We start from the raw sequence: 22,054 nt of genomic DNA, 5'->3' as shown, positions 1-22,054 counted from the left end.
TTATCGTTAACGGGTGACCACCTTCGCCCCAGCCGATCCGAACGGTATCGTCCCCGTCGTGGGCGGCCGCGATGCCGCCGCAATCACGCGGGTGCTGCGCACTCTTGCCACCGCGTTGGCGCAGGACGCCACCCCGCCCAACTACCTATCCGACCCGGCGGCGACGCCTAGCGAGATCAGCCGCACCCTCGGCCGTATCCGCCGCCCACTGGCCGATGCGCGGATCATCGTCCAGACCTCCGGATCGACCACCGGGCAGGGTAACCTCGTCGGCCTCAGCCCCACCAACGTGCTGTCCTCGGCGCTCGCGACGCTGGTCACGCTTGCAGACCAGCCGCCTCCCACCACCCTCGCCCCGGCCACCCTCGACGCGGCGCGCTCCGCCCTGCCGCCGAAGGCCCGGGCGACGTGGGTGACCGGGCTGCCGGTCCATCACATCGCGGGCCTGCAGGTCCTTACCCGCAGCCTGCTCGCGGATACCGAGCCGATCATCGTGGATACTGCCGCCGGCTTCGACCCCGCTGCCCTCGCAGCGGCCGCCGAGCGTCACGACGGCGCCACCCGGCTCTACACCTCCCTCGTGCCCACCCAGCTGCGCGAAGTCGTGGCCGACCCCGCCCTCGCCCGGCGCATCGGTGAGCGTTTCGATGCGATCCTCGTCGGCGGGGCCGCCCTGCCACCGGCGACGGCCCGCGCGGCCGCGCAGGCAGGCCTGAACATCGTGCGCACCTACGGCATGAGCGAGACGGGCGGCGGCTGCGTCTACGATGGCCGCACCCTGCCGGGCGTTCAGGTCAGCCTCACGGACGTCGACGCGCACGGCGTCGGCCTCATCCGCCTCGCCGGCGCGATGGTCGTCGACGGCTACCTCACCGACGCCACCCCCACCAACCCCCGCCACCGGCTCGGCCATTCGATCCTCACCTCCGATCTCGGCGAGCTCACCGGAGGCGTCCTTAACGTGATCGGCCGGGCCGATGACGTCATCATCACCGGCGGCGCAAACGTCTCGCCGCAGGCCGTCGAACAGCTGCTGTCCGACGCCGGTATGGAGGGCATCATCGTCGGTGTGCCGGATCCGCGGTGGGGCGAGCGCCTAACCTTCGTCACGACGACGCCAGGCACCACCCTCGACCAGGTTCGGGCAGCGCTTGGAACCCGGCCCGCCGAGCAGCGCCCGCGCGCCCTTGTCACCCTGCCGGCGCTGCCCGAGCGCGGCCCCGGCAAAATCGACCGGCGCCGAATCGCCAGCCTCGCAGCCGCGCGCCTTGCCAGCGGCGAGGGTGAAAGCCGCGATCCACGCTAGCGCCTGCGCGGCGTTAGACTTGGGCAGGCTTTCCCCCTCCCCTTGCGAAAGGACCGATCCCTTATGGCGACGCTCGCCGATTGGATCGAAGGCGCGCGCCTTCGTACCCTGCCCGCTGCCGTGGCTCCGGTCATCCTCGGCTCGGGAGCCGCGATCGGGCTCGGCAGCTTCTCCCTGCCGCGCGCACTGCTCGCCGCGATCGTGGCGCTCGCCTTACAGGTCGGGGTCAATTACGCCAACGACTACTCCGATGGCATCCGCGGCACCGACGACAACCGATCCGGGCCGCCCCGCCTGACCGGCGGTGGCCTGACGGCGCCGGCGAACGTGCAACGTGCGGCGCTTGCCTGCTTCGCTATCGCGGCGCTCGCCGGGCTCGTCCTCGTCATTCTCGCGCGCCAGCCGTGGCTCATTGCGATCGGCGTCGCGGCGATCATCGCGGCGTGGTTTTACACCGGCGGGAAGAAGCCTTACGGCTACCTGGGTCTCGGCGAAGTCTTCGTCTTTATCTTCTTCGGCCTCGTCGCCACCGCGGGCACGACCTACACCCAGGCCCTCACTGTTCCGTGGACCGTATGGGCCGGAGCCAGCGGGATCGGGCTCATCGCGTGCGCCATTCTCATGGCAAACAACATCCGCGATATCCCCACCGACGCCGTCACCGGCAAGCACACCCTGGCCGTGCGCCTGGGTGATCGCCGCGCCCGCTACGCGTTTGTCGCCATGATTATGGGCGCAATTGCCCTCGCTGTTCTCACCGCCATCGCCCATCCGGGCGCGCTTATCCTGCTCGCCCTCATCGTGCCGGCCTGGTTCATCATCAAGCCAGTGCCCGCAGGCGCTACCGGCAAGGAACTCATTGCCGTCCTGCGGGACACCGGCTTTTTCGAGCTGCTGTATGCCTTCGCGCTAGCGCTCGTCTTTGCGCTCTAGCTCATCGTCGAGGAGCAGGTCCTCTTCGGAACTGGCCGCATCCGCTCGCTGCTCGCGGGTTCGTCGCGCCCGCAGCGGATCGTGCTCGGCGAGCTGCGCCACGGCGGCCCGACGCGGGCGATCAAGCAGCACGTACGATAGCAGCGCTCCGATGAGCACGGCGATGATCCAGGTGATCGGGGAACGCCAGTTAAACCCGGCAAGGACAAGGATGCCGCCGGCGCCGGCGATCAACAGGATGCGATAGAGGGTGTACGTCAAAAAGGCCACCCCCTCACTGTAGTCCGGCGCCGTACGCGGGTGGCGAAGTCGATACGCCCGCGCTGCTGATCCGACGTACCCTAGAGATATGGTTCGAGTGCTCCCTGTCATCGTGATTGCAGCGCTATTGATCTATGCGTTAGCTGATTGCGTCATGACCCCGCGGGACCGCGTGCCGCGCGGATTGCCGAAGGGACTGTGGATCATCCTCATCTTGGTTCCCGTCGTGGGCCCACTCGCCTGGCTGTTCATGTCCCGGATGACGGGCTCGGCGCCCTACCAGCGCGGGCGGCAGGGCTCGTGGAATCCGACAAGCCCGTCGAACAATCCCCGCGGCGGGATTTTTGGGCGCAAGGCTAAGCCCGTTGCCCCCGACGACGATGAGACCTTCCTAGCCGATCTCGACTGGCAGGCACGCAAGGCGCATTACGAACGCCAGCGTCGGCAGCGCGAGGCCGAGGAGGAAGCGCGCAAGAAGAAACAGCGCGAGGAACGCCGCCGCCAAGCCGAGGCCGGCGAGGACGATGAGAGCGATACCTCCGCCAGCTAACCGCGCGCCAGCGCCTGGCCACCGGCCCGCCACGTCGCGGCCAGATCCGAGCTGGGCGGGAGCCGGAAATCCAGTTCCATGATGACGAGCCCGTGCGCCATGGCAAACATCGCCTGCGCCGTCGCCGGATTGCCAGTCACGAGCCAAAATGGCGCGCCGGACCATTCCTCAAGCCCCTCGATGAGGTCATCGCGGCGAAAATCACGTCCCGTTGCCAGTCGGTATCTGCCCGGATCTGACAGGGCCATCTCACGGTAGGTCGCAAGGAGCGCTCCTGCCGGATCGTCGCCCGCGATCGCCGCATGCAGCGCATCGCCCATCTCGAACAGTGCGCCCTCCACGATCCATGCGGCAAGCTCCGCTCGACTCGCGACATGCTTGTACAGCGATGGCGCCCGAATGCCGAGCCGGGCGGCGAGCACCCGCATGCTGAGCTCATCCCAGCTCGAGTCATCCATGATCGATCGCGCCGCCGCAATGATCTCGCGCTGTCGCGTGGTCAGTAATCGGGGCTCGGGTCTCGCCATCATGGCTTCACGCTAGCGCCGGCGCTCCACTTCTGCAGCCAACGCCTCGTTGAATGCGCCCATGTCTGCTGCGATGTCGAGCGCCCCGCCGGCATAAAGGACTAGGGCTCCCGTGAAATCCTCCCCCTGGATCAGCCGGGTGTGGCCCTGCGTGGTGCGTTCCAGCAGAAAATAGTGCTCTCCATCAACGAGGCCAGGCACGATGAATTCTCCCCGCCAGCGCAACTCGGCCCCTGGCTCCGCGCGCAGCACGACGGGTTCGAACTCGAGGACATTGCCGCCCGCCCGCATGCGCGTCTGCAGCTTTTCACCGGCGACAAGCTCACCCGATATCTCCGCGAAGTTCGGTGACCACCGGCTCCACGATGGCAGGTCAGCAAGGACCTCCCAGACCTTTTCCGCGGGTGCCTTGATGACGAGCTCGGAGCGCGGGGAGACCGGCTTGATAAGACCGGTGTACCCGGCGGAAGCGGCGCCCAGTACGAGGATTACCCCGACAATGGCGCTGACGCCAATCATGGCGGCGCATGCCGGCCGCGGGTTCTTTTTCATGTCATCAGCTAACACTGTTAGCCTAGCGTGCGCAAGGCCTCGTCAGCCCTGACTTTCGGTTCGGTTAGAGCAGCAGCTGCGTGATCGCGGGTTCGATGAGTGCGTAGGAGTGTTTGGATTCGAAGAAGTAGTTGATTCCAAACATGTTGAACATGACGCCGGCGAAGCCAATGAGGATGAGGTACGCCGACCGGCGCCCATCCCAGCCACGGGTGGTGCGGGCATGCAGGTAGGCCGCGTAGATGACCCAGACGACGAAGCTCATCACTTCTTTCGCGTCCCAGCCCCACGGCCGAGTCCAGGCCGAGTTCGCCCAGATCGCGCCCGCGACAATCGTGAAGGTCCACAGCACGAATCCGACGGCGACAAGTCGGTGCGCGAGCTGCTCGAGAGTCTTGACCGGTGGCAGAACGCCAAGAATGCGGGAGGCCAGCCCGTGGTCCTCCCCCGCCACGTCCTTACCCAACTGCAGTGCGGCGATGAATGCGGCAATGCCGAATACGCCGACGCCGCCAATTGCCAGCGGCACGTGGATGATCAACCAGTAGTGGTCCAGGATCGGTGCAATGCCATCGGATCGCGTGTAGAGCACGACGACCGCGAGCCCTAGGATCAGTGCCGCGGGAAGCGCGACAAAGACGCCGACGTCTCTCAGATCCCACCGGCGCGACAAGATCAGGAAGATCACGAGAGCAACGAAGGTGAAGGAGATCGTGAACTCATACATGTTGGACCAGGGCATGTGGCCGCCGGCGATGCCGCGCGTCACGACGCCGATCCCAAGGAAGATGGTGCCGAGGTAGGTCAGCGACATCCCGATTCCGGCCCCAGGCCTGCGCACGCCCTCGCCTCGGTTGCCGGGACGTCCCGAGACATCGACGGCAAAGGCGAGCATCGCGCCAACAAACGCCGCGATCGCGGCGTAGACCAACAGGGTGGATACCTGGGCGAGGGACTGCATCTAATTTTCCTCATGTCTGGGATCAGGGGCCGGCAGCTCGGCCAGGAGCCAGTCAAGTTCCCCATCCAATCCCGCGTCATCACCGCGAGATAGAGCCGCCGCTTCGATCACTGTAGTGCCTGCGAGGGTACTCGTTCGCACCCACAGTCGCCGCCGCGGCACAAAGAGCGAAATGCACAGGCCTCCGATAGCGCTCACCGTTGAGATCAGCAGCCACATGAGGGAGGGATCGTGTCGCACATCAAAGGAACCAAAGCGCGTGAGGTCACGAAACTCGATCGTGCCAAGGCCCCCGGGGATCTCTGCCGTCTGCCCCGGCGCGAGCTGGATGGCGTAGGGCGTTCCGGTGTCATCGCTCACCTGCGTGAGCTCATCAGTGTGCAGCTCGTAGGCATTGCGCGGAATCCCCTCATCGAGCCCGAGATTTCCGTGCCAGACGTCGAGCACGAGGAGTGGTTGGATGAGCGAGGGGTGCGCCGAGGCCCACGTCCCATCGCTCTGGCCGGCTGCCGGCATGAAGATGCCCGAGAACCCAATCTGGTCGAGGCCCTTCGAGACATCGGGCACCTTGATGACGCCGCGTGAGGTGTAGGCCGCGTCTTGCGGAATGAAGGGGACGGGCCCATCGAAGGCCACCTTGCCTTCCGCATCGGTCACCCGAATGATCGGTGCGAACCCGTTGCCCGATAACGTGATCGCCGTGTCGCCGGCCTCGATCGGGTGGTTCGGAGTGATGACCTCACGGCGCTCAGCCATCGCCCCTGAAGCATCGGGCTCGCGCACTGTGACATCGGCGCGGAAGGATTCAGGCCGACCGCTCGGCGCAAATGATGACGCAAAGGCATCGAGGGTGAAGGAAAACGGGCGAAGATCTGATTCGCTGAACCAGGCGCCGGACTCAAAGGAGTCGTAATCGACGAGCGCATTAGCAAACCCGCGCCCTTCGATCACGATGGCCTGGCCGCGATACGTGGCGAGCTGCCCCCAGGCGAAGGACACCAAAATGCCGACGAGCGCGTAGTGGAAGAGCAGGTTTCCAATTTCTTTGAGGTGTCCGCGCTCGGCGCTCAGTCCGTCATCGAACCGCTTGACTCGATACCTGCCTTTGAGTCGCTTCGCTAGGCCAGCGATGACGTCGTCGCTCTCGGATACCTCGATGCGCCGGTAGGACTCGAATCGGGACAGGCGCGACGGAATCCGGACCGGTGGTGAGGTGAGCGAGCGATACAGCTCCCGGGTGCGCGGCAGGATGCAGCCGATCAGGGAGATGAACAGCAGCAGGTAGATCGCCGAGAACCAGACCGAGGAGTACACGTTGAAGAATCCCAGCGTGTCCAAAACCGGTCCCAGACGCGGGTAGGTTTCGAGGAATTCGGCGACCTTTTCCGGGTTCTGCGCGCGCTGCGGCACGAGCGAGCCCGGCATCGCCGCAAGGGCGAGGGCGAGCAGCAAGAAGATCGCGACCCGCATACTGGTGAGCTGGCGCCAACTCCAGCGAAACCACGAGACGACTTCGCTCACGTCACACCACCGTCTCGAAGCCGCCGATGATGCCCTGCAGCCACGCCGTTACTGAATCCCACAAGCCGGAAACCAGCAGCAGCCCCAGCACGATGAGCAGCACCCCGCCAACGCGCATGAGCGTCACTCGGTGCCGGCGCATTGCGGACAGCACCTTCGTCGATCGGGCGAATAATGCTCCGAGCACAATGAACGGAATGCCGAGCCCGAGGCAGTACGCTAACGCGAGGATCGCCCCACGCCACAGATTTGCGCCGTCCAGCGCGAGCGTGAGCACCGCCGATAGCGTCGGCCCAATGCACGGTGTCCACCCGAGGCCAAAGACGACCCCGAGGACGAAGGCGCCGACCTGCCCGCTCGCCATGTCGATCCGCAACCGCTTCTCACTTTGCGCAAACGGCAGCCACCCAGCAAACGCCAGCCCCATGAGAATCACCAGGACTCCCAACACCCGCGTAATGATCGAGACGTAGGGGGCAAGGGCGTAACCGATTGAGGCGAAGGCAATGCCAAGGCCCACAAAGACAGTGGTAAAGCCGGCAACAAACAGCGCGAGCCCGCCTGCCACTTTGCGCGTCGGGGCCTTCGCTCGAACACCCGAGCGGTCCGCGGCAGCGCCGGTCATTCCGGAGACGTAACCGACGTAGCCGGGCAGCAGCGGCAAGACGCACGGGGAGGCAAATGAAATGAGCCCGGCGATGAGCGCCACGGGAATCGCGGCGATCATCGAGCCGGTCAAGACGGTCGTGCGAAAGAACTCAACGAGATCCATCAGGAGGACTCCGCCAGCGCATCCTCGATGAGTCCCTTGAGGATCTCCGGGTCGATCCGGCCAAGGATTCGCCCCGAGACCCGCCCCGATTTATCGATGACGACGGTCGTGGGCATCGCCTGCAGCGGGACCTTGCCCTGCATACTTGCCACAATGGTGGCGCTCGGATCCAGGATCGTTGGATAGGGCACCTCGAAGGTATCTTCGAAGGCACTCGCCGCAGCCTGATCATCGCGAGGGTTGATCCCGAGGAAATGGACCGCAGTGAACTCCTGCGACAGGGCCTTCAGGTCCGGAGCTTCGGCCCGGCACGGCGGGCACGCCGCGTACCAAAAGTTGACGACGGCGACGTCACCAGCCCAATCGGCCGAATCGATGTCCTTGCCGTCGAGGCTCTGCCCGCTGATCTCAATCGGTTCGCCACGCTCGGCAGGCTGCCAGATGGTGAACGAGCCATCGCCGGCCTGATAACCGGCCCCCGGCGAGGTAGCCGTTCCGGGCGCGTTCGACTCGGCGCATCCGCCAAGGAGCGCAACGGCGAGGGCGGCCGCTGCCAGCCGCGAGAAGCGAGGCGTCACTCGCGCTCATCCGTCCCGGCCAGATCGGCGCTCGAGGTTCCCGGCACCATGTCACTGGCCGCTAGCAGCAGGTCGCCAGCTGGCTCCCAGTAGGCGAGCCCGACGAGGCGATCATCATCGAAGGTCAGCGACGTGAGCGAGGCGAGCGAACACTGCCGCGAGCGCGGATCGTGCGCGAGCGGCCGCCGCTCGAGGAAGAGCCGCGTGACCCAGATCGGTAGCTGATGCGAGACGAGTAGTGCTTCATGCCCGCGAGCCTCGGAGTGCAAGACGTTGCGAATGACGCCGCTCATCCGATCAACCTGCTCGGCGTATGGCTCCCCCCACGAGGGGCGCATCGGATTGCGGTAGCGCCACCAGAACTTCGGATGAGCGAGCATCGCACGGTTGCGGTTGACGTCAAAGCCCTCGAATTCGTTGCCGGCCTCGATGAGGCCATCGTGCGTCATGAGGCTCAGCCCAAAGCGCTTCGCGGTCGGCGTGGCGCTCTCCTGGGCTCGCTGCAGCGGGGAGGCACCCACGTGCGCGATATCGTGACCGCCGTCGGCCAACACATCGGCGACGCGACCGGCCATCGCCTCTCCCAGCTCGGAGAGTCGATAGCCCGGCAGCCGGCCGTACAAAATACCCTCGGGGTTGAACACCTCGCCGTGCCGCATGAGGTGAATCGTCGTGCGCGTCATGGGGTTAGTCTCTCAGGTTTGGCGGTGCCGCTTCCAATGCGCGTGTCAGCTGCCGAACGCTCAGCGTGTAGCGAGCGATTTCCTGGCCCGCCACGCAGATGACGGGCACGGCCTCGTGGTAGCGCTCACGCAGGTGAGGATCGGCGTCGATATCGATGACGTGCGGCTGCGCGCCGCGCTCGGCAAGGACGCGCCGAGCCACCGCAATCGCGTCATCGCAGAGATGACAGCCAGCTCGCGAGTAAATGACGACGGGCGGGGGCGGGCCCGGGCGTGGGCGGCGGTTGCGGAAGATGCGAGAGGCGAAGCGTGTCATAGAGTTGAAGCGTGGATCGGAAGGTTGCGGCATTCTTCGATGTCGATAACACGCTCATCCGCGGCGCCAGTGCATATCACCTGGCCCGCGAGCTGTATCGACGCGAGTTTTTTGGTGCTCGTGACATTCTATTCGCAGCCCGCCACGCCGCACTTTATTCGCTTTTCGGCGAGACGGTGCCACGGGTCGAAGCCGTACGAAGCCGCGCCCTGGCAGCGATCAAAGGCCATGCCGTCGCCGAAGTGATCTCCATCGGGGAAGAGGTCTACGCCGCGGTCCTTGCTCCCCGGGTCGTCACCGGAACCAAACACATCCTCGACGATCACCTGGCGCAGGGGCACGAGGTATGGCTCGTCACCGCAACCCCCGTCGAGCTATCGGAGCACATCGCCGCGCGCCTGGGCGCGACGGGCTCCTTAGGAACGCGCGCCGAACACGTCGACGGAATCTACACCGGTCATCTGTCGGCGCCGTTCTTGCACGGCCAGGTCAAAGCCGATGCCATCCGGCAGTTAGCCGCTGAGCGCGGCATCGATCTTGCCGCGTCCTTTGCCTATGGCGATTCACTCAACGACGTTCCCCTGCTTGCCGCCGTCGGCAATCCCGTCGCGGTCAATCCCGAGCCCCGACTCAAGGCGTATGCCAGCGAGCACGGGTGGCGGATCACGACGTTCAAGCAATCGCGCCGTCGCCTCATGACGGGGATCGGGCGCGGCGTCCAATCGGCCTCGCTCGCAGGATTGCTGTGGGCAGCAGCAGCGGTGGTTAAGTCGCTGCGGGGACGCACCCGATAGGAACACAAAAGGCCCGGAATTCTTCCGGGCCGGTGTGTGCGCTTACTTCTTGTTGCGGCGCTGGTGACGAGTCTTGCGAAGCAGCTTGCGGTGCTTCTTCTTCGACATGCGCTTGCGGCGCTTCTTGACTACAGATCCCATATGGTCCTCACAGATTAATGTTGGTTCGCGGCCGAGCCGCAGGAACAAGGTGCTAGTTTACCCGCTCGCCTCGATATCGCGATCGCTATCCCAGGAGCCAAGGCCGGATGCAATGAGATCGTCGACAGCGGATCGGGGGACACGAAACGAACGCCCGACGCGAACGGCCGGCAGTTCACCGGCGTGAACCATGCGGTACACCGTCATGCGAGACACCCGCATCAGGTCAGCGACCTCCGCGACGGTAACAAAGCGCGGGGCTCCTTCTAGCTGGGCCATGACTGTCCGTTTCTCACTCAACCGCCGCGAAATACATGGGTTCGGCGGGCATTCTCCCTGGTGTGATATTCCCAGATTTTGCTGTTGATCTCAACCGGGTTCGCCTCACAGAATCAGTGGATCGATGCCGAGGTCGGGAAAAGCGGCCGATCGCGTGGCGTTGATCGCGCGATCAATCGGGTCGGCCGGGTCAAAGCCCCACGAAAATGGCTTGAAACTCACATCCACCCCATCGCCCATCGTGCGGGGTAGATAGCCCTGGCTCGGGCAGTGCCCAGTGGCGGCCGCGAAATCCAGCCAGCTCTGTGGAATGGCATCCGCGACGTCAATGGGGTGGCCGGCCGCGATCGCGACGAGGTGCGTCCAGGCGCGCGGCGGTACCGAACATACGGCGTAGCCACCACCGCCGAGCGCTACCCACCGCCCGTGGGCGTAGGTATCGATCAACTCTCGAAGCATGAGGGCCGCGGCGCGCATGCCGTCGATGGAAAAGGCTAGGTCGGTCAGCGGATCCCGCACGTGCGAATCGCACCCGTGCTGGGTGATGACGATCTCGGGGTGCAGCTCTGCCAGCACGGGCTCGACGATCGCCTCCAGGGCGCGCAATGCCTGGCCATCGCTCGTGCGCGGCGGCAGCGCAAGGTTGACGCTGTGGCCGCGGGCGTTCGTCCCGCCGATGTCTTGGGGGTAACCGGTAAAGGGAAAAAGCGTGTCGGGATGCTGATGCAGCGAGATCGTCGTGACCCGCGGATCGTCGCGGAAGACCTTCTCGACGCCGTCACCGTGATGGGCGTCAATGTCGATGTAGACGATGGAGGATGTCCCAGCCGCAAGGAGGTCTGCGATCCCGACGGCGGCGTCGTTGTAGATGCAGAAGCCCGCGGCCTTGGCGGGCATCGCGTGGTGCATTCCACCGGCGAAATTCACCGCCCGCTTCACCCCACCCGAACGAACGATGCGGCAGGCCGCAACGGTCCCGCCGGCGAGCCGAGCGGCGGCGCGATGCATGTGCACAAACGGGGGGCAATCGGCATCGGCGAGGCCAAAGCTGTAGCCGTCATCGGGCATGGTGCCGTCAGAGGCAGCTTTGATGGTCGCAACGTAATCGGCGGCATGGACTCTCAGCAGTTCCTCATCCGTCGCGACCGGTGGGGCGAGCACTTGAACCGTCGGTAATGCGGTGAGCCCGAAGGCCTGGATGAGTTCATAGGTCAGTTCCAGGCGGACGGGCGCCATGGGGTGGAAGGGGCCGAAGTCGTATTCGGTCAGTTCCTCGCTGTAGTACACCGCCAGGTCTGCCATGGGGCAACGCTACCGCGCGCGCTACGCTTGGGGATACCTAACGGCTTCGCTGGGTGATGAGGAGGATCCATGTCGCGTACCCGCGCGCTCGCGAGGCGGTCACGAGACTGGGTCGATGAAATCGCCCAGTCCTCTCCGGCCCGGCTCGCTCTCCTCGTCTTTACTGCCATCGTCCTCGTGGTCACCGCGTTGCTGTCGCTCCCGATCGCGACGACTGATGGGCACCGCGCGCCCCTCGCCGATGCGATGTTCACGGCGACCAGCGCCGTCTGCGTCACCGGTCTTGTCACCGTCGATACCGCCACCTACTGGTCGACCTTTGGGCATACCGTCATCATGGTGGCGATGGCCGTCGGCGGCCTCGGCGTCATGACTCTCGCGTCGATCCTCGGATTTGCCGTCTCCCGCCGGATCGGCCTCACGCAGCGGATGCTCACCGCTCGCGAGACCAAGACCGACCGCCTCGGCGAGGTGGGCTCCCTCATCATCGCTGTCATCGTTGTATCGCTTTCGGTCGAGATCGCTCTCACGCTGGTCCTCCTCCCCCGCTTTACCACGCTCGGGGAACCGTTCGGGGAAGCGTTGTGGCACGCGTCCTTTATGGCGGTGTCCATCTTCAATAACGCCGGATTTGTGATTCTGCCTGAAGGCTTGCAGCCCCATCTCGGCGATTGGTGGATCGGGCTGCCGATCACTGTCGGCACTGCGATCGGCGCCATTGGCTTCCCGGTCCTTCTCAATCTGCGCCGGCATCTGTTTCACCCTCGGCACTGGTCACTGCATACCAAGCTCACGCTGGTGATGTACGGCTTCCTCTCAGCGCTGGCCTTCCTCGTTATTCCAGCAATGGAGTGGACGAATCCCGCGACCTTTGGCCAGATGGATACCTCGGAGAAGATCCTGACCGGGTTGATCTACTCGGTCAACGCCCGCTCTTCTGGAATCGAGACGATTCCCGTGGCGCACATGCGGGAAGCGACCTGGTTCTTCCAAGATGCCCTGATGTTTGTCGGTGGCGGGACCGCGTCGACCGGCGGCGGCATCAAAGTGACAACCTTGGCGGTGCTGCTGCTCGCCATCGTCGCCGAAGCCCGGGGCGATCGCGACATCGAAGCCTTCCAACGCCGGATTCCGCCCGGTACCGTTCGACTGGCAGTCGCAGTCGCGTTTATCGGAGCCACCCTCGTTGGGCTGTCGACTCTCATCTTGTTGTCGATCACGAACCTGCAACTCGACATGGTCTTATTCGATGTCATCTCCGCCTTTGGCACGGTGGGACTCTCAACGGGTATTACCGGGCATCTGCCCGATGCAGGCAAGTATGTCCTGACCGGAATGATGTTCATGGGTCGTGTCGGCACCATGACGCTGGCTGCTGCTCTTGCCCTGCGCTCGCGGCGCCGCGTCATTCGGATGCCGGAAGAGCGTCCGGCGGTAGGCTAAGACCAGGTTTCATAAGGAGTTTTCATGCCGGAACGTCGCACCAATTCGGGCGTGCTTGTCATCGGCCTCGGCCGTTTTGGCTCGGCCCTGGCGATCACCTTGGAGAAGTCAGGTCGAGAGGTTCTCGCAGTAGAAAAGAACCCTGATCTCATCGAACAGTGGTCGGGCAGACTTCCGCTGGTTGAGGCCGATGCCACGAATCCCGAATCCCTCGAACAGCTCGGCGCCTCCGAGTTTCCGGTAGCGGTCGTTGGCGTGGGAACGTCGCTGGAAGCTTCAGTCTTGATCACCGGCAACCTCGTTGATCTCGGAATGCCGGAGATCTGGGCGAAGGCGGTCTCCGCGGAACACGGCCGAATCTTGCGTCGAATCGGAGCTCACCACGTCGTCTATCCCGAACATGATGCCGGGCAGCGCGTGGCGCACATGGTCTCGGGCCGGATGCTGGACTTTATTGAAATGGAGGACGGCTTCACGATCGTGAAGATGCGTCCGCCGCGCGAAACGTGGGGCTTCACCCTCGCCGAATCCGATATCCATAAGAAGTACGGCATTACCGTCATCGGGGTGAAGCCCCCGGGCGAGCCCTTTGAATACTCGACCGAAAACACTCGCATTAACCGGGACGACATTCTTATCGTCTCCGGCAATACGGAACTGCTCGAGCGTTTCGCGCAGCGTCCCTAGTTACTTCTCGATAGGACCGAGCACAACATTGGCCCATGCCGCGTGCGTCGATTCGTCATCGGAGGGCTGGAAGAGGCCCGCGAGGACGTCGCGATAGAGGCGCGAGAGTTCGTGGGAGTTGTAGTACGAGCGTCCGCCACATGCCCGAATCGCCTTTTCCACGGAGTTCTTTGCGGCTTCGGTGGCACGCACCTTGATCGCCGAGACCATCGGCATCCATAGTGGCCCGCGGTCCACTCCCTGATCGATATCTCGGGCGGCAAGGGTGAGCTGCGGGTAGATGCCATCCATCTCAATTGCTGCGCTGGCGAGCCGCCAGCGGATATCCGGATCGGCGGCGTAGCTCGTTTGGTTCTTCACGCTGGCACGGTTTTTGACTGTCTCAGCCGCTACCTCGATCGCGCGCTTGCCGATGCCGGTGTAACAGGCCGCGAGCAGGATCTCGAAGTGGGAAAAGATCCCCCATACAACCGGGTGAGCGTTAGGCCCCGGCTCGATACGGCACAGAATCTGTTCTGCCGGCGCGTGTGCCCCTTCCAGCTTGGTGGTGTGGGACTGTGTAGCCCGCATCCCCAGGGTGTCCCAGTCTTCTTTAATGGTGAAGCCGCCGTCTTCCCGGTTCAGTACCGCGAAGACGCTCATGGGATCTCCCTCGGAATCATCCCGCCCAAAGGTCATCAGCCGCGTCCACGCCGGTGCTAGGGAGGTGAAGATCTTCGTGCCGGTGAAACTGAAGCCGCCCTCGCCATCTGGCTTTGCTTCGGTGATGGATCCGAACAGGACGAGATCGTTTGACGGTTCGGAAATCCCGAAGGCAAACAGGTGGCCCTCGCCTGCATCTTTCAAAATGCGAGCGCCGCCTTCGAGACCGGCATCGTGCAGCATCCTGCCGACCCCGACGACAATGTGGTGCATATTGACGGCGAGCGCTGTGGCCGGAGCGGCACCGGCGAGCCGAATCTGCTCGTTAACGATCTCCTCCAACGTGAGCCCAGCTCCCCCGAACTCCGTGGGCACGAAGGCGGAGAGATAACCTGCGGCTTTCAGATCAGCAAGATCCTCGTCGAAAAATACGTTCTCCCGGTCGGTTTTCTCCGCCCGGGAGTGGATCGTTGAAAGAAGCTCGTCGGTGAGCACTGCGCTTGTCATGACATCCTCGATTCGATCGGCCACTGCACTTGACGCCATTGTTTCGCGGCAGGCAGCTGTACTCAAGTGCACGCCTGCTGGCAGCGACGTCCTTACCACCCCGTAGGCTGGCCCCATGGCTCGAACAAAGGCGGCATATGCATGCACAGACTGCGGGTGGACGACCACCAAGTGGGTGGGACAGTGCCCGGCCTGTAAGGCGTGGGGAACCGTTGAGGAAGAGGCATCGGTGGCGACCTCCGTTCGCGCTGTGACGGCCTTAGCGCCATCGCGCCCGGCCCAACCGATTGACGAGGTCAAGGCTGAAGATGCCCGCGCCCGCACAACCGGATTGAGCGAGCTGGACCGCGTCCTTGGCGGTGGCATCGTTCCCGGAGCGGTGATCCTGCTGGCCGGTGAACCGGGCGTCGGAAAGTCGACGCTGCTCCTTCACGTCGCCGCCCGCGCGGCCCAGAAAGCTTCGAGGACAGGCGCTGGTCCGGTTCTGTATCTCACGGGGGAAGAATCCGAAGCCCAAGTGCGAATCCGCGCCGACCGAATCGGAGCGGTATCGAGTAATCTGCTTCTTTCCTCCCTCACTGATGTTGGAGCGGCCCTCGGACATATCGAACAGACGCGCCCCTCAATGGTGATCGTCGATTCCGTCCAGACCTTCGCCTCCGCGGATATTTCCGGCGTCCCAGGTTCTGTCACCCAGGTGCGAAATACGGCCGGAGCGTTCATTGAGGTTGCCAAGACTCAAGGGGTCCCGATCGTCCTGGTCGGACACGTCACGAAAGACGGTTCGATTGCCGGACCCCGAGTCTTAGAACACCTCGTCGATGTCGTCTGCCAGTTCGAAGGCGAGCGCCATTCTCGTCTCCGCATGTTGCGCGCGTTGAAGAACCGGTACGGCGCTACCGATGAGGTTGGTTGTTTCGACCTGACCGATGCAGGAATCATCGAGCTGCCCGATCCGTCCGGGCTCTTTCTCGAAGGCGCGGACGTCCATGTGCCAGGCACCTGCGCCACGATCACCCTCGAAGGCCGCCGACCGATGCCGCTGCAAGTGCAGTCCTTGCTGGCAGAAACGACATTCTCCTCCCCACGGCGCACGACCTCGGGCCTGTCGCAATCTCGAACGATGATGACCCTTGCCGTTCTACAAGCACGGCTCCGCCTGCCCCTCGGCAATTTCGATATCTACGTCTCCACGGTCGGTGGCGCGGCAACGAGTGAGCCGGCTGTCGACCTGGCCATAGCAACATCTGTCGCGGGTGCGGCGCTCGATAAGACCTTCCGCCCCGGATTTATTGCCCTTGGCGAGGTCGGACTGACCGGTCAACTTCGCTCTATTGTCGGCATTGACCGCCGCCTCAACGAGGCAGCGCGGCTTGGCTTCACCGACTCGATAGTCCCGAAGCAGGCCGCTGGCCACGCCAAAGTGCCTGCCGGCATGTCACTGCACCCTGTTGACTCCGTATCAGCAGCCCTGCGGGTGGGACTCGACATGGATGCCTAGCGCGCTGGTGCACCGGTCGGCAATCAGGGCACTACCATAGAAGTGTTCGAGCACACATGAGAATTGGGGGCACCCGTGGTTTCACCAGACCTTCGCTCCACACTCGCCCGGGTCGCGCCTGGCACGGAGCTCCGTGATGGTCTAGAACGCATCCTGCGGGGTCGTACCGGCGCCTTGATCGTGCTCGGGGATAACGACGTGGTGGAATCGATTTGTTCGGGTGGCTTCCAACTTGATGCCGACTTCACCGCGACCCGGCTGCGTGAGTTATCGAAGATGGATGGCGGCGTTGTCCTGGATGCCTCGCTACGAACCATCACCCGCGCCAATGTCCAGTTGCTCCCGGCCTCAGATATCCCCACCACGGAAACCGGGATGCGGCACCGGACGGCTGACCGGGTTGCCAAACAAACGGGCTTTCCCGTCATCTCCGTTTCTCAATCGATGAGTATCATCGCCCTGTACGTCGAGGGCACCCGCCACGTGCTGGAAGACTCGGACGTCATTATTTCCCGGGCGAGCCAGGCCCTCGATACTCTGGAGCGCTACCGGACGAGGCTCGATGAGGTCCTTGCTACCCTCACCTCGCTCGAACTTCGCGGACTCGTCACCGTCAGTGATGTCGCCGTCGTCATGCAGCGCCTCGAGATGGTCATCCGGATTTGGGACGAGATCGAGTCCTACGTCATCGAGCTTGGAATCGATGGCCGATTGCTCAAGCTCCAGCTGGATGAACTCGTCACGGGTGTGATCAAGGACGGTGAACTCGTCCTAGCGGAGTACTCCCGAGTTCCCCCGGAGCAGGTGTGGGAGGAACTCGACCATCTCACGTCGGCGCAATTACTCGAGCCACAGCTCGTCGCCGCAGCGCTCGGCCTCGGCGGCGAAGCTCGCGGTGTGGATCAACTCCTGCCCGTGCGTGGGCTTCGTTTACTCTCCAAGATTCCGCGCCTGCCGTCAGCGGTGGTCGAAGAGCTCGCGGTCCATTTTGATTCGATCGAGGACTTGCTCAGCGCATCAGCAGCAGACCTGCAAGAAGTCGAAGGCGTCGGCCCACAACGTGCGCGAGCGATCCATGATGGATTGGAACGCCTCGCCGAATTGACGATGTTCGGCCGCCATTAGCTAACGGACTTCAAAGGTCGCAGAGTCTTCCGCTCCGCCGACTGACACCCTCGCCTTGTAGACGCCAGGCTTTGCCTTATCGCCTGCCTCACATCCCGAGGTTCTATGCTGCCCGGGCCACACGATCGTCCGTGACGTCTCTTCGCCTGCCGGCAGCAGTAACGTCTGCGAATCGCCCGCACACGAGGCGCTGGTCCAGATGGTCTCGTCACCGGAGGTGATGACGGTAGCGATCCGGGCATCGGTCGTGTCAACCAAACAGGGAACGGGGAAGTCGTTCGTGATGTGAGCGACGACGTTGAATGCCCCACCGCTGCGATTAGCGATGTCGACGGAGACCTTCACGCTATCGGCCGGACACACCTCCGGAGCCCTACCCTTGAGCGCCATAAGACGCTCCTGCTCATCAAGCGCTGCCCACTCTGCCGAGGATGTTGGGACCGGATTAGCGGTGGGCTCAACCTTCGAGTTCTGCGTCAACGACTGAGTTATGGCCTTGGTAGCGGCCCAGGCCCCCCAGATCACGAGTCCCGCCAAGGCCAAGACAAGCAGGGAAAAGACGACGCGTCGCACCATGATCTGCCCCCGAGTCGGGCGCTTAGCCTTGGTCCGGTTCGATTTCGCTGCGGTCGGGCGCTTCCCGGAAGCACTGGCTGAACGCGCAGCATTACGCGGCGCCGACTTGGTCTTCGGCGCTTGCTTTCGTCCATTATTCTGGGCCACCTGCTACCTCCAGTAATCACGGTAGATGATGGCGCTTCGCTTACGCGCCACGCCACGCTTAGCATTGCCAGGCACAATGAGAGATGTGCCAACATCGCTCACCACTACCCTGCTGACCTGGTTTAGCCATCACGGTCGATACCTGCCCTGGCGGGAGCCGGGGACGAGTCCCTGGAGCATTCTCGTCTGCGAGGTCATGAGTCAACAAACGCCGGTGTCTCGGGTGGTTCCCCGCTGGCACGAATGGCAACAACGCTGGCCCACCCCAGCTGATCTCGCGGCCGCTGACCGCTCCGACGTGTTGCGAGCCTGGGACCGTTTGGGATACCCGCGGCGCGCCATTCGTCTGCACGAATGCGCCAAAGCTGTGGTCGAACGGTTCGGCGGCAAACTCCCCACCGATGTGGCGACCCTCCTAACGCTCCCCGGCATTGGCCAATACACCGCCGCCGCAGTCGCGGCTTTCGCCGGCGGACATCGCGTCGTCGTCGCAGATACCAATATTCGCCGCGTCCTTGCTCGGCTCCACGGCGAAGCCGGGGTTCCTGCTCACCTTCGACGATTTGAGATAGACCGGGCGGAGAGGATGCTGCCACAGGATCCCGAACAGTCCGTCGTGTTTAACGAAGCACTCATGGAACTTGGTGCGCTGGTATGCACGGCCCGAAACCCCGAGTGCGAGAGTTGTCCCTTGCAACCGCACTGCCAGTGGTTTGCTGCTGGCAAGCCAGCAGACCCCACGCTGCGGTCTCGCACGCAGTCGTGGCACGGTACCGACCGCCAAGCCCGCGGCGCGATCATGGCACAACTCCGCCTCCTCCGAGACCACCAGGCATTACCGCGCGAAGATGCACTGACGGCCGCCTCATCCGATGTGTCACAGGCAGAACGAGCCCTCTCCAGTCTGATCGCGGATGGCCTAGCGCAGGAGGACGAGCGCGGTTGGATCCGGTTAGCGTCCTCGCGGTAGATTGCACATCGTGAGCACCGAATCTTCCCTCTCCACCGATGACGTCATGCATGCCCGCGCTGTCGCCACGGCACGCCTGAGTTTGATCGTCGGTGTCGCGCTCGCGTTTGCCACCGGAGCACTCAGCGCACTCCTCGTGCTCTCCACCCCGAAGGACGCTGCCGGGCAGGTCGCGCTGTGGCTTGCACCGGTGGGCCTGCTTGGCTCCCTTGTCATTGCGGGTCTTGGATTAGTGCTAGTTTTTGCTCCCGAACCTCGTGCGGCGCTCCTTCGTCACGCCCGGGGGCTACGGACCCTGTGGCGTCTCGGGGCGATCGTCATTATTGCTTCGGTCGCAGGTCTCATGCTCATGCGCCCCGGCACCTGGCTCGTCACGGTCCTAGGCGCTGTCGTTGCCGCCCACTTCGTCGTGGCAGCCTATGTCCTGTCACCGATGGCTGCCCGCCGCGCCGACCCAAAGCCACTCGGCGCACCCGATCGGCTCGCAGAGTTCTAAGTCAGATCGGCATACAGCGCCGGGATCGCTTGGATACCGGTTGCGACGGCGACACCTAGCAACAGCAGCGCGAATACCAGCGTCAAAACGGATGAGGGGACTCGCTTCGTCAGTGGACCCCCGAGCACCCCACCTAGTGAGGAACCAACGGCGAACAACGCAATTACTGGCCAGTCAATATGAATATCCGCACCGAGACGCGATGCTAGGCCTGCGACAGACGCAATCACCATGACAAGCAGCGAGGTTCCCGAGGCCTGTTTCATTCCGAACGCCATGACGAGAACCAGCATCGGCACCACCGCGAATCCGCCGCCGACACCGAAAAACCCGGTGAGGAAACCAGTAAGCGTTGCTGACACGATCAACAGTAATAGCCCGTGAGAGTCGCGCGCTGCTGCCGCCCACGTGGCCTTGCGGACGATCTCATCTTCGCGACCGGCCGCGATGAGTCTTTCTTCTTTTCGAGTCAGGCGCGCCCGTCTCAGCATGACAAGCCCGACGGCGACGAGCAGCACAGCGAACAAGCTCATGAGGACATCAGAGGAGACAAAGCGCGAGAGCAATCCGCCCAGCAACGAGCCGATTACCGATAGCGCTCCGAAAACCAGGCCATCCTTGACTCGCACATCACCGGCGCGCCACCGCCCCGGCAGTGCCACTAGCGCAGTCACGCCCACGATCATGAGAGATGCTGCGGCAGCGTCGTGAGGATCCTGGTGCAGGAGATACACGAGGATCGGGACAGCGAGGATGCCACCTCCGGCGCCGAGTGCGCCCACGATGATGCCTACCGCTAACCCGATAATAAAAGCCATAAGACTCTCGCCTTTCGTCTGCCGTCAGTGTAATGGGCGCGATAGACAACCAGCGCATCGGGTCCGCGGTAGGTCCGAGCGCTGTCTCGATAATGGCGGGAGCGTCAGCTCAGCGGTTTGACCAGCGGGAAGAGAATAGTCTCGCGGATGCCGCGACCAGTCAGCGCCATAAGCAGCCGGTCCAGCCCCATTCCCATACCACCGGACGGCGGCATGCCGTACTCCATGGCCTGCAGGAAGTCCTCATCTAGGACCATTGCTTCCGGATCTCCTGCCGCGGCGACGAGCGCCTGGTGCTCGAAGCGTTCCCGCTGGATGACGGGGTCCACGAGCTCGGAGTACGCAGTAGCGAGCTCGAAACCTCGAACATAAAGGTCCCACTTTTCCACCACGCCTTCGCGCTCGCGGTGACCGCGGACGAGGGGCGAGGTGTCGACGGGGTAGTTCATGACAAAGGTTGGCGCGTACAGGTTCTTGCCAACCAGTTCTTCCCAGATCTCCTCAACAATCTTGCCGGGAGTGTAGTGCGGGGCGATGCCGATGTCGTGCTTCTCCGCCAACGCCTCGAGCGTTTCGCGCGGTGTTTCGGGAGTGATGTCTTCGCCCACCGCTCCGGAGATTGACTCGTAAAGGTCGATCTCCGTCCAGGTTCCTGAAAGGTCGTACTCGCTACCATCTGCCAGCGTGACGATCTCGGATCCGATCGCTTCGCGAGCTGCGGTCTGGATCAGATTGCGCGTTAGCTCGGCCATTGTTCGATAGTCGCCGTAAGCCTCGTAGGCCTCGACCATCGCGAATTCGGGCGAGTGCGAGGAATCTGCCCCCTCGTTTCGGAAGTTTCGGTTGATTTCGAAGACCTTCTCAATACCGCCCACCACTGCTCTCTTGAGGAAGAGCTCGGGCGCGATGCGCATGTACAGCTCCATGTCAAAGGCGTTCATGTGGGTCACAAACGGGCGGGCGGCAGCGCCGCCATGAATGACCTGGAGCATAGGGGTCTCGACTTCGATGAAGCTGAGTTCATCGAAGGTCTTACGTAGTGACTTCACGACCGCCGAGCGCGTTCGAACCATCTCGCGTGCGGCGGGACGGGTAATGAGGTCGACATAGCGGCGCCGGACGCGCTCCTCATCCGACAAACTCACCTGTTCGCCGTCTTCGGTCGTGAATGTCTTTGGCAGCGGGCGGATCGCCTTGGACGCGATGCGCCAGTCCTGCGCGAAGATCGATAGCTCGCCGCGGCGCGAGGAGATGACCTTGCCGGCCAGGAACAGGTGATCGCCAAGGTCGACGTCAGCCTTGTAGTCGGTCAGCGAATCGACCCCGATTTCGCCAGCGGAGAGCATGCCCTGAATGGTGGTGCCGGCACCGTCCTGGAGCGTAACGAAGCAGAGTTTTCCGGAATTGCGCTGGTAGATCACCCGGCCTGCGAGTCCAACGACATCCTCGGTTTCTTCGCCAGCTTGGAGGTGACCGTACTTCTCGCGCACGTCCTTGATCGTCGTCGTCAGCGGCACGGAAACGGGGTATGCCTCCCGACCCTGGGACAGGATGCGCTCGCGCTTTTCATGGCGCACGCGAATCTGCTCAGGCTGATCGGATACGTTTGATGCGGAAGTCTCGGTCATAACCCGATGGTATCGGGCAAGTACTGACTGAAGAAAGC

The 22,054-nt window shown here is 63.5% G+C and carries 26 protein-coding genes; 10 read left to right on the top strand and 16 right to left on the bottom strand.

All coding sequences use genetic code 11. The annotated features are described in order from the left end of the window. The first annotated feature begins 13 nt into the window (after positions 1–13). Positions 14–1,306: an AMP-binding protein gene (locus tag BLU67_RS03205; protein WP_222842349.1), complete on the top strand. Its 1,293-nt coding sequence runs from the start codon at positions 14–16 to the stop codon at positions 1,304–1,306. Positions 1,307–1,369: 63 nt separating this feature from the next. Further along, positions 1,370–2,239 (top strand): 1,4-dihydroxy-2-naphthoate polyprenyltransferase, encoded by an 870-nt coding sequence (locus BLU67_RS03200; protein ID WP_092561993.1) that lies wholly within the window; start codon positions 1,370–1,372, stop codon positions 2,237–2,239. On the opposite strand, the gene BLU67_RS03195 is transcribed toward BLU67_RS03200, so the two are convergent. Further along, positions 2,216–2,509: a DUF4229 domain-containing protein gene (locus tag BLU67_RS03195; protein WP_176780683.1), complete on the bottom strand. Its 294-nt coding sequence runs from the start codon at positions 2,507–2,509 to the stop codon at positions 2,216–2,218. The genes BLU67_RS03200 and BLU67_RS03195 overlap by 24 nt on opposite strands. A gap of 79 nt (positions 2,510–2,588) precedes the next feature. Between BLU67_RS03195 and BLU67_RS03190 the strand changes: the two genes are divergently transcribed. Beyond that, positions 2,589–3,050: a PLD nuclease N-terminal domain-containing protein gene (locus BLU67_RS03190; protein WP_092561987.1), complete on the top strand. Its 462-nt coding sequence runs from the start codon at positions 2,589–2,591 to the stop codon at positions 3,048–3,050. Here the strand turns inward: BLU67_RS03190 and BLU67_RS03185 are convergent. From BLU67_RS03185 to BLU67_RS03150, 8 genes are all read right to left on the bottom strand, one after another. Further along, entirely contained in the window at positions 3,047–3,580 is a 534-nt protein-coding gene (locus tag BLU67_RS03185; RefSeq protein WP_092561984.1) for a TetR/AcrR family transcriptional regulator, read from the bottom strand. The two genes, BLU67_RS03190 and BLU67_RS03185, sit on opposite strands and share 4 nt — an antisense overlap. Positions 3,581–3,589: 9 nt before the next feature. Next, positions 3,590–4,129, bottom strand: coding sequence for an SRPBCC domain-containing protein (locus BLU67_RS03180; protein ID WP_092561981.1), 540 nt, complete (start codon positions 4,127–4,129; stop codon positions 3,590–3,592). Positions 4,130–4,193: 64 nt separating this feature from the next. Further along, the gene (ccsB, locus tag BLU67_RS03175) at positions 4,194–5,090 is read right to left on the bottom strand and encodes a c-type cytochrome biogenesis protein CcsB (protein WP_092561978.1); all 897 of its coding nucleotides are present in this window, start codon (positions 5,088–5,090) and stop codon (positions 4,194–4,196) included. Continuing rightward, on the bottom strand, positions 5,091–6,611 hold the full coding sequence (locus BLU67_RS03170) for a cytochrome c biogenesis protein ResB (RefSeq protein ID WP_222842348.1): 1,521 nt from the start codon (positions 6,609–6,611) through the stop codon (positions 5,091–5,093). A gap of 1 nt (position 6,612) precedes the next feature. Next, on the bottom strand, positions 6,613–7,383 hold the full coding sequence (locus BLU67_RS03165; protein ID WP_092561975.1) for a cytochrome c biogenesis CcdA family protein: 771 nt from the start codon (positions 7,381–7,383) through the stop codon (positions 6,613–6,615). Next, the gene (locus BLU67_RS03160; protein ID WP_092561973.1) at positions 7,383–7,961 is read right to left on the bottom strand and encodes a TlpA family protein disulfide reductase; all 579 of its coding nucleotides are present in this window, start codon (positions 7,959–7,961) and stop codon (positions 7,383–7,385) included. Before BLU67_RS03160 ends, BLU67_RS03165 begins: the two co-directional genes overlap by 1 nt. Next, positions 7,958–8,644, bottom strand: a complete 687-nt coding sequence (locus tag BLU67_RS03155) for a histidine phosphatase family protein (RefSeq protein ID WP_092561971.1) — start codon at positions 8,642–8,644, stop codon at positions 7,958–7,960. Before BLU67_RS03155 ends, BLU67_RS03160 begins: the two co-directional genes overlap by 4 nt. Before the next feature lie 4 nt (positions 8,645–8,648). Next, complete coding sequence (locus tag BLU67_RS03150; protein WP_176780682.1) at positions 8,649–8,960, bottom strand: glutaredoxin family protein; 312 nt, start codon at positions 8,958–8,960, stop codon at positions 8,649–8,651. An 11-nt stretch (positions 8,961–8,971) separates the two neighbouring features. On the opposite strand from BLU67_RS03150, the gene BLU67_RS03145 reads away from it, so the two are divergent. Continuing rightward, the gene (locus BLU67_RS03145; protein WP_092561968.1) at positions 8,972–9,754 is read left to right on the top strand and encodes an HAD family hydrolase; all 783 of its coding nucleotides are present in this window, start codon (positions 8,972–8,974) and stop codon (positions 9,752–9,754) included. A gap of 42 nt (positions 9,755–9,796) precedes the next feature. On the opposite strand, the gene BLU67_RS03140 is transcribed toward BLU67_RS03145, so the two are convergent. The 3 genes from BLU67_RS03140 to BLU67_RS03130 all read right to left on the bottom strand — a co-directional run bounded on the left by BLU67_RS03140 (position 9,797) and on the right by BLU67_RS03130 (position 11,476). After that, complete coding sequence (locus BLU67_RS03140; protein ID WP_019174583.1) at positions 9,797–9,895, bottom strand: 30S ribosomal protein bS22; 99 nt, start codon at positions 9,893–9,895, stop codon at positions 9,797–9,799. 57 nt (positions 9,896–9,952) lie between these two features. Further along, a complete protein-coding gene (locus BLU67_RS03135; protein WP_092561965.1) occupies positions 9,953–10,174 on the bottom strand; it encodes a helix-turn-helix domain-containing protein in 222 nt (73 codons plus the stop codon). Between the two features lie 105 nt (positions 10,175–10,279). After that, positions 10,280–11,476: an acetoin utilization protein AcuC gene (locus tag BLU67_RS03130; protein ID WP_092561962.1), complete on the bottom strand. Its 1,197-nt coding sequence runs from the start codon at positions 11,474–11,476 to the stop codon at positions 10,280–10,282. A 69-nt stretch (positions 11,477–11,545) separates the two neighbouring features. On the opposite strand from BLU67_RS03130, the gene BLU67_RS03125 reads away from it, so the two are divergent. Both BLU67_RS03125 and BLU67_RS03120 read left to right on the top strand, forming a co-directional pair. Further along, positions 11,546–12,919: a TrkH family potassium uptake protein gene (locus BLU67_RS03125; protein WP_092561959.1), complete on the top strand. Its 1,374-nt coding sequence runs from the start codon at positions 11,546–11,548 to the stop codon at positions 12,917–12,919. A 24-nt stretch (positions 12,920–12,943) separates the two neighbouring features. Beyond that, the gene (locus BLU67_RS03120; protein ID WP_092561956.1) at positions 12,944–13,606 is read left to right on the top strand and encodes a potassium channel family protein; all 663 of its coding nucleotides are present in this window, start codon (positions 12,944–12,946) and stop codon (positions 13,604–13,606) included. Here BLU67_RS03120 and BLU67_RS03115 read toward each other — a convergent pair whose 3' ends face one another. Next, positions 13,607–14,755: an acyl-CoA dehydrogenase family protein gene (locus BLU67_RS03115; protein WP_092562163.1), complete on the bottom strand. Its 1,149-nt coding sequence runs from the start codon at positions 14,753–14,755 to the stop codon at positions 13,607–13,609. A 115-nt stretch (positions 14,756–14,870) separates the two neighbouring features. Between BLU67_RS03115 and radA the strand changes: the two genes are divergently transcribed. Both radA and disA read left to right on the top strand, forming a co-directional pair. Continuing rightward, on the top strand, positions 14,871–16,256 hold the full coding sequence (gene radA / locus BLU67_RS03110; protein ID WP_092561953.1) for a DNA repair protein RadA: 1,386 nt from the start codon (positions 14,871–14,873) through the stop codon (positions 16,254–16,256). Between the two features lie 75 nt (positions 16,257–16,331). After that, positions 16,332–17,381, top strand: a complete 1,050-nt coding sequence (gene disA / locus BLU67_RS03105; RefSeq protein WP_092561950.1) for a DNA integrity scanning diadenylate cyclase DisA — start codon at positions 16,332–16,334, stop codon at positions 17,379–17,381. Here disA and BLU67_RS03100 read toward each other — a convergent pair whose 3' ends face one another. Next, complete coding sequence (locus tag BLU67_RS03100) at positions 17,382–17,957, bottom strand: hypothetical protein (RefSeq protein ID WP_143027319.1); 576 nt, start codon at positions 17,955–17,957, stop codon at positions 17,382–17,384. A 223-nt stretch (positions 17,958–18,180) separates the two neighbouring features. On the opposite strand from BLU67_RS03100, the gene BLU67_RS03090 reads away from it, so the two are divergent. Next, entirely contained in the window at positions 18,181–19,074 is an 894-nt protein-coding gene (locus BLU67_RS03090) for an HhH-GPD family protein (RefSeq protein ID WP_092561940.1), read from the top strand. A 10-nt stretch (positions 19,075–19,084) separates the two neighbouring features. Beyond that, the gene (locus BLU67_RS03085; protein ID WP_143027318.1) at positions 19,085–19,570 is read left to right on the top strand and encodes a hypothetical protein; all 486 of its coding nucleotides are present in this window, start codon (positions 19,085–19,087) and stop codon (positions 19,568–19,570) included. Here the strand turns inward: BLU67_RS03085 and BLU67_RS03080 are convergent. Next, positions 19,567–20,388, bottom strand: coding sequence for a sulfite exporter TauE/SafE family protein (locus tag BLU67_RS03080; protein ID WP_092561934.1), 822 nt, complete (start codon positions 20,386–20,388; stop codon positions 19,567–19,569). The two genes, BLU67_RS03085 and BLU67_RS03080, sit on opposite strands and share 4 nt — an antisense overlap. A gap of 104 nt (positions 20,389–20,492) precedes the next feature. Further along, positions 20,493–22,016 (bottom strand): lysine--tRNA ligase, encoded by a 1,524-nt coding sequence (gene lysS, locus BLU67_RS03075; RefSeq protein WP_092561932.1) that lies wholly within the window; start codon positions 22,014–22,016, stop codon positions 20,493–20,495. Positions 22,017–22,054 lie beyond the last annotated feature (38 nt).

The organism is Bowdeniella nasicola, assembly GCF_900107735.1.
GTDB lineage: Bacteria > Actinomycetota > Actinomycetes > Actinomycetales > Actinomycetaceae > Bowdeniella > Bowdeniella massiliensis.
Note: the sequence above shows the minus strand (reverse complement) of the source record. Positions and strands in the feature narration are given on the sequence as shown.

Bases quoted from the DNA above. Each gene is read 5' to 3' on its own strand.
- BLU67_RS03200 (WP_092561993.1), top strand. From the start codon at position 1,370: ATGGCGACGCTCGCCGATTGGATCGAAGGCGCGCGCCTTCGTACCCTG.
- BLU67_RS03190 (WP_092561987.1), top strand. From the start codon at position 2,589: ATGGTTCGAGTGCTCCCTGTCATCGTGATTGCAGCGCTATTGATCTAT.
- BLU67_RS03185 (WP_092561984.1), bottom strand. From the start codon at position 3,580: ATGATGGCGAGACCCGAGCCCCGATTACTGACCACGCGACAGCGCGAG.
- BLU67_RS03180 (WP_092561981.1), bottom strand. From the start codon at position 4,129: ATGAAAAAGAACCCGCGGCCGGCATGCGCCGCCATGATTGGCGTCAGC.
- ccsB (WP_092561978.1), bottom strand. From the start codon at position 5,090: ATGCAGTCCCTCGCCCAGGTATCCACCCTGTTGGTCTACGCCGCGATC.
- BLU67_RS03165 (WP_092561975.1), bottom strand. From the start codon at position 7,383: ATGGATCTCGTTGAGTTCTTTCGCACGACCGTCTTGACCGGCTCGATG.
- BLU67_RS03155 (WP_092561971.1), bottom strand. From the start codon at position 8,644: ATGACGCGCACGACGATTCACCTCATGCGGCACGGCGAGGTGTTCAAC.
- BLU67_RS03150 (WP_176780682.1), bottom strand. From the start codon at position 8,960: ATGACACGCTTCGCCTCTCGCATCTTCCGCAACCGCCGCCCACGCCCG.
- BLU67_RS03140 (WP_019174583.1), bottom strand. From the start codon at position 9,895: ATGGGATCTGTAGTCAAGAAGCGCCGCAAGCGCATGTCGAAGAAGAAG.
- BLU67_RS03135 (WP_092561965.1), bottom strand. From the start codon at position 10,174: ATGGCCCAGCTAGAAGGAGCCCCGCGCTTTGTTACCGTCGCGGAGGTC.
- BLU67_RS03130 (WP_092561962.1), bottom strand. From the start codon at position 11,476: ATGGCAGACCTGGCGGTGTACTACAGCGAGGAACTGACCGAATACGAC.
- BLU67_RS03125 (WP_092561959.1), top strand. From the start codon at position 11,546: ATGTCGCGTACCCGCGCGCTCGCGAGGCGGTCACGAGACTGGGTCGAT.
- BLU67_RS03120 (WP_092561956.1), top strand. From the start codon at position 12,944: ATGCCGGAACGTCGCACCAATTCGGGCGTGCTTGTCATCGGCCTCGGC.
- BLU67_RS03115 (WP_092562163.1), bottom strand. From the start codon at position 14,755: ATGACAAGCGCAGTGCTCACCGACGAGCTTCTTTCAACGATCCACTCC.
- radA (WP_092561953.1), top strand. From the start codon at position 14,871: ATGGCTCGAACAAAGGCGGCATATGCATGCACAGACTGCGGGTGGACG.
- BLU67_RS03100 (WP_143027319.1), bottom strand. From the start codon at position 17,957: ATGGTGCGACGCGTCGTCTTTTCCCTGCTTGTCTTGGCCTTGGCGGGA.
- BLU67_RS03090 (WP_092561940.1), top strand. From the start codon at position 18,181: ATGAGAGATGTGCCAACATCGCTCACCACTACCCTGCTGACCTGGTTT.
- BLU67_RS03080 (WP_092561934.1), bottom strand. From the start codon at position 20,388: ATGGCTTTTATTATCGGGTTAGCGGTAGGCATCATCGTGGGCGCACTC.
- lysS (WP_092561932.1), bottom strand. From the start codon at position 22,016: ATGACCGAGACTTCCGCATCAAACGTATCCGATCAGCCTGAGCAGATT.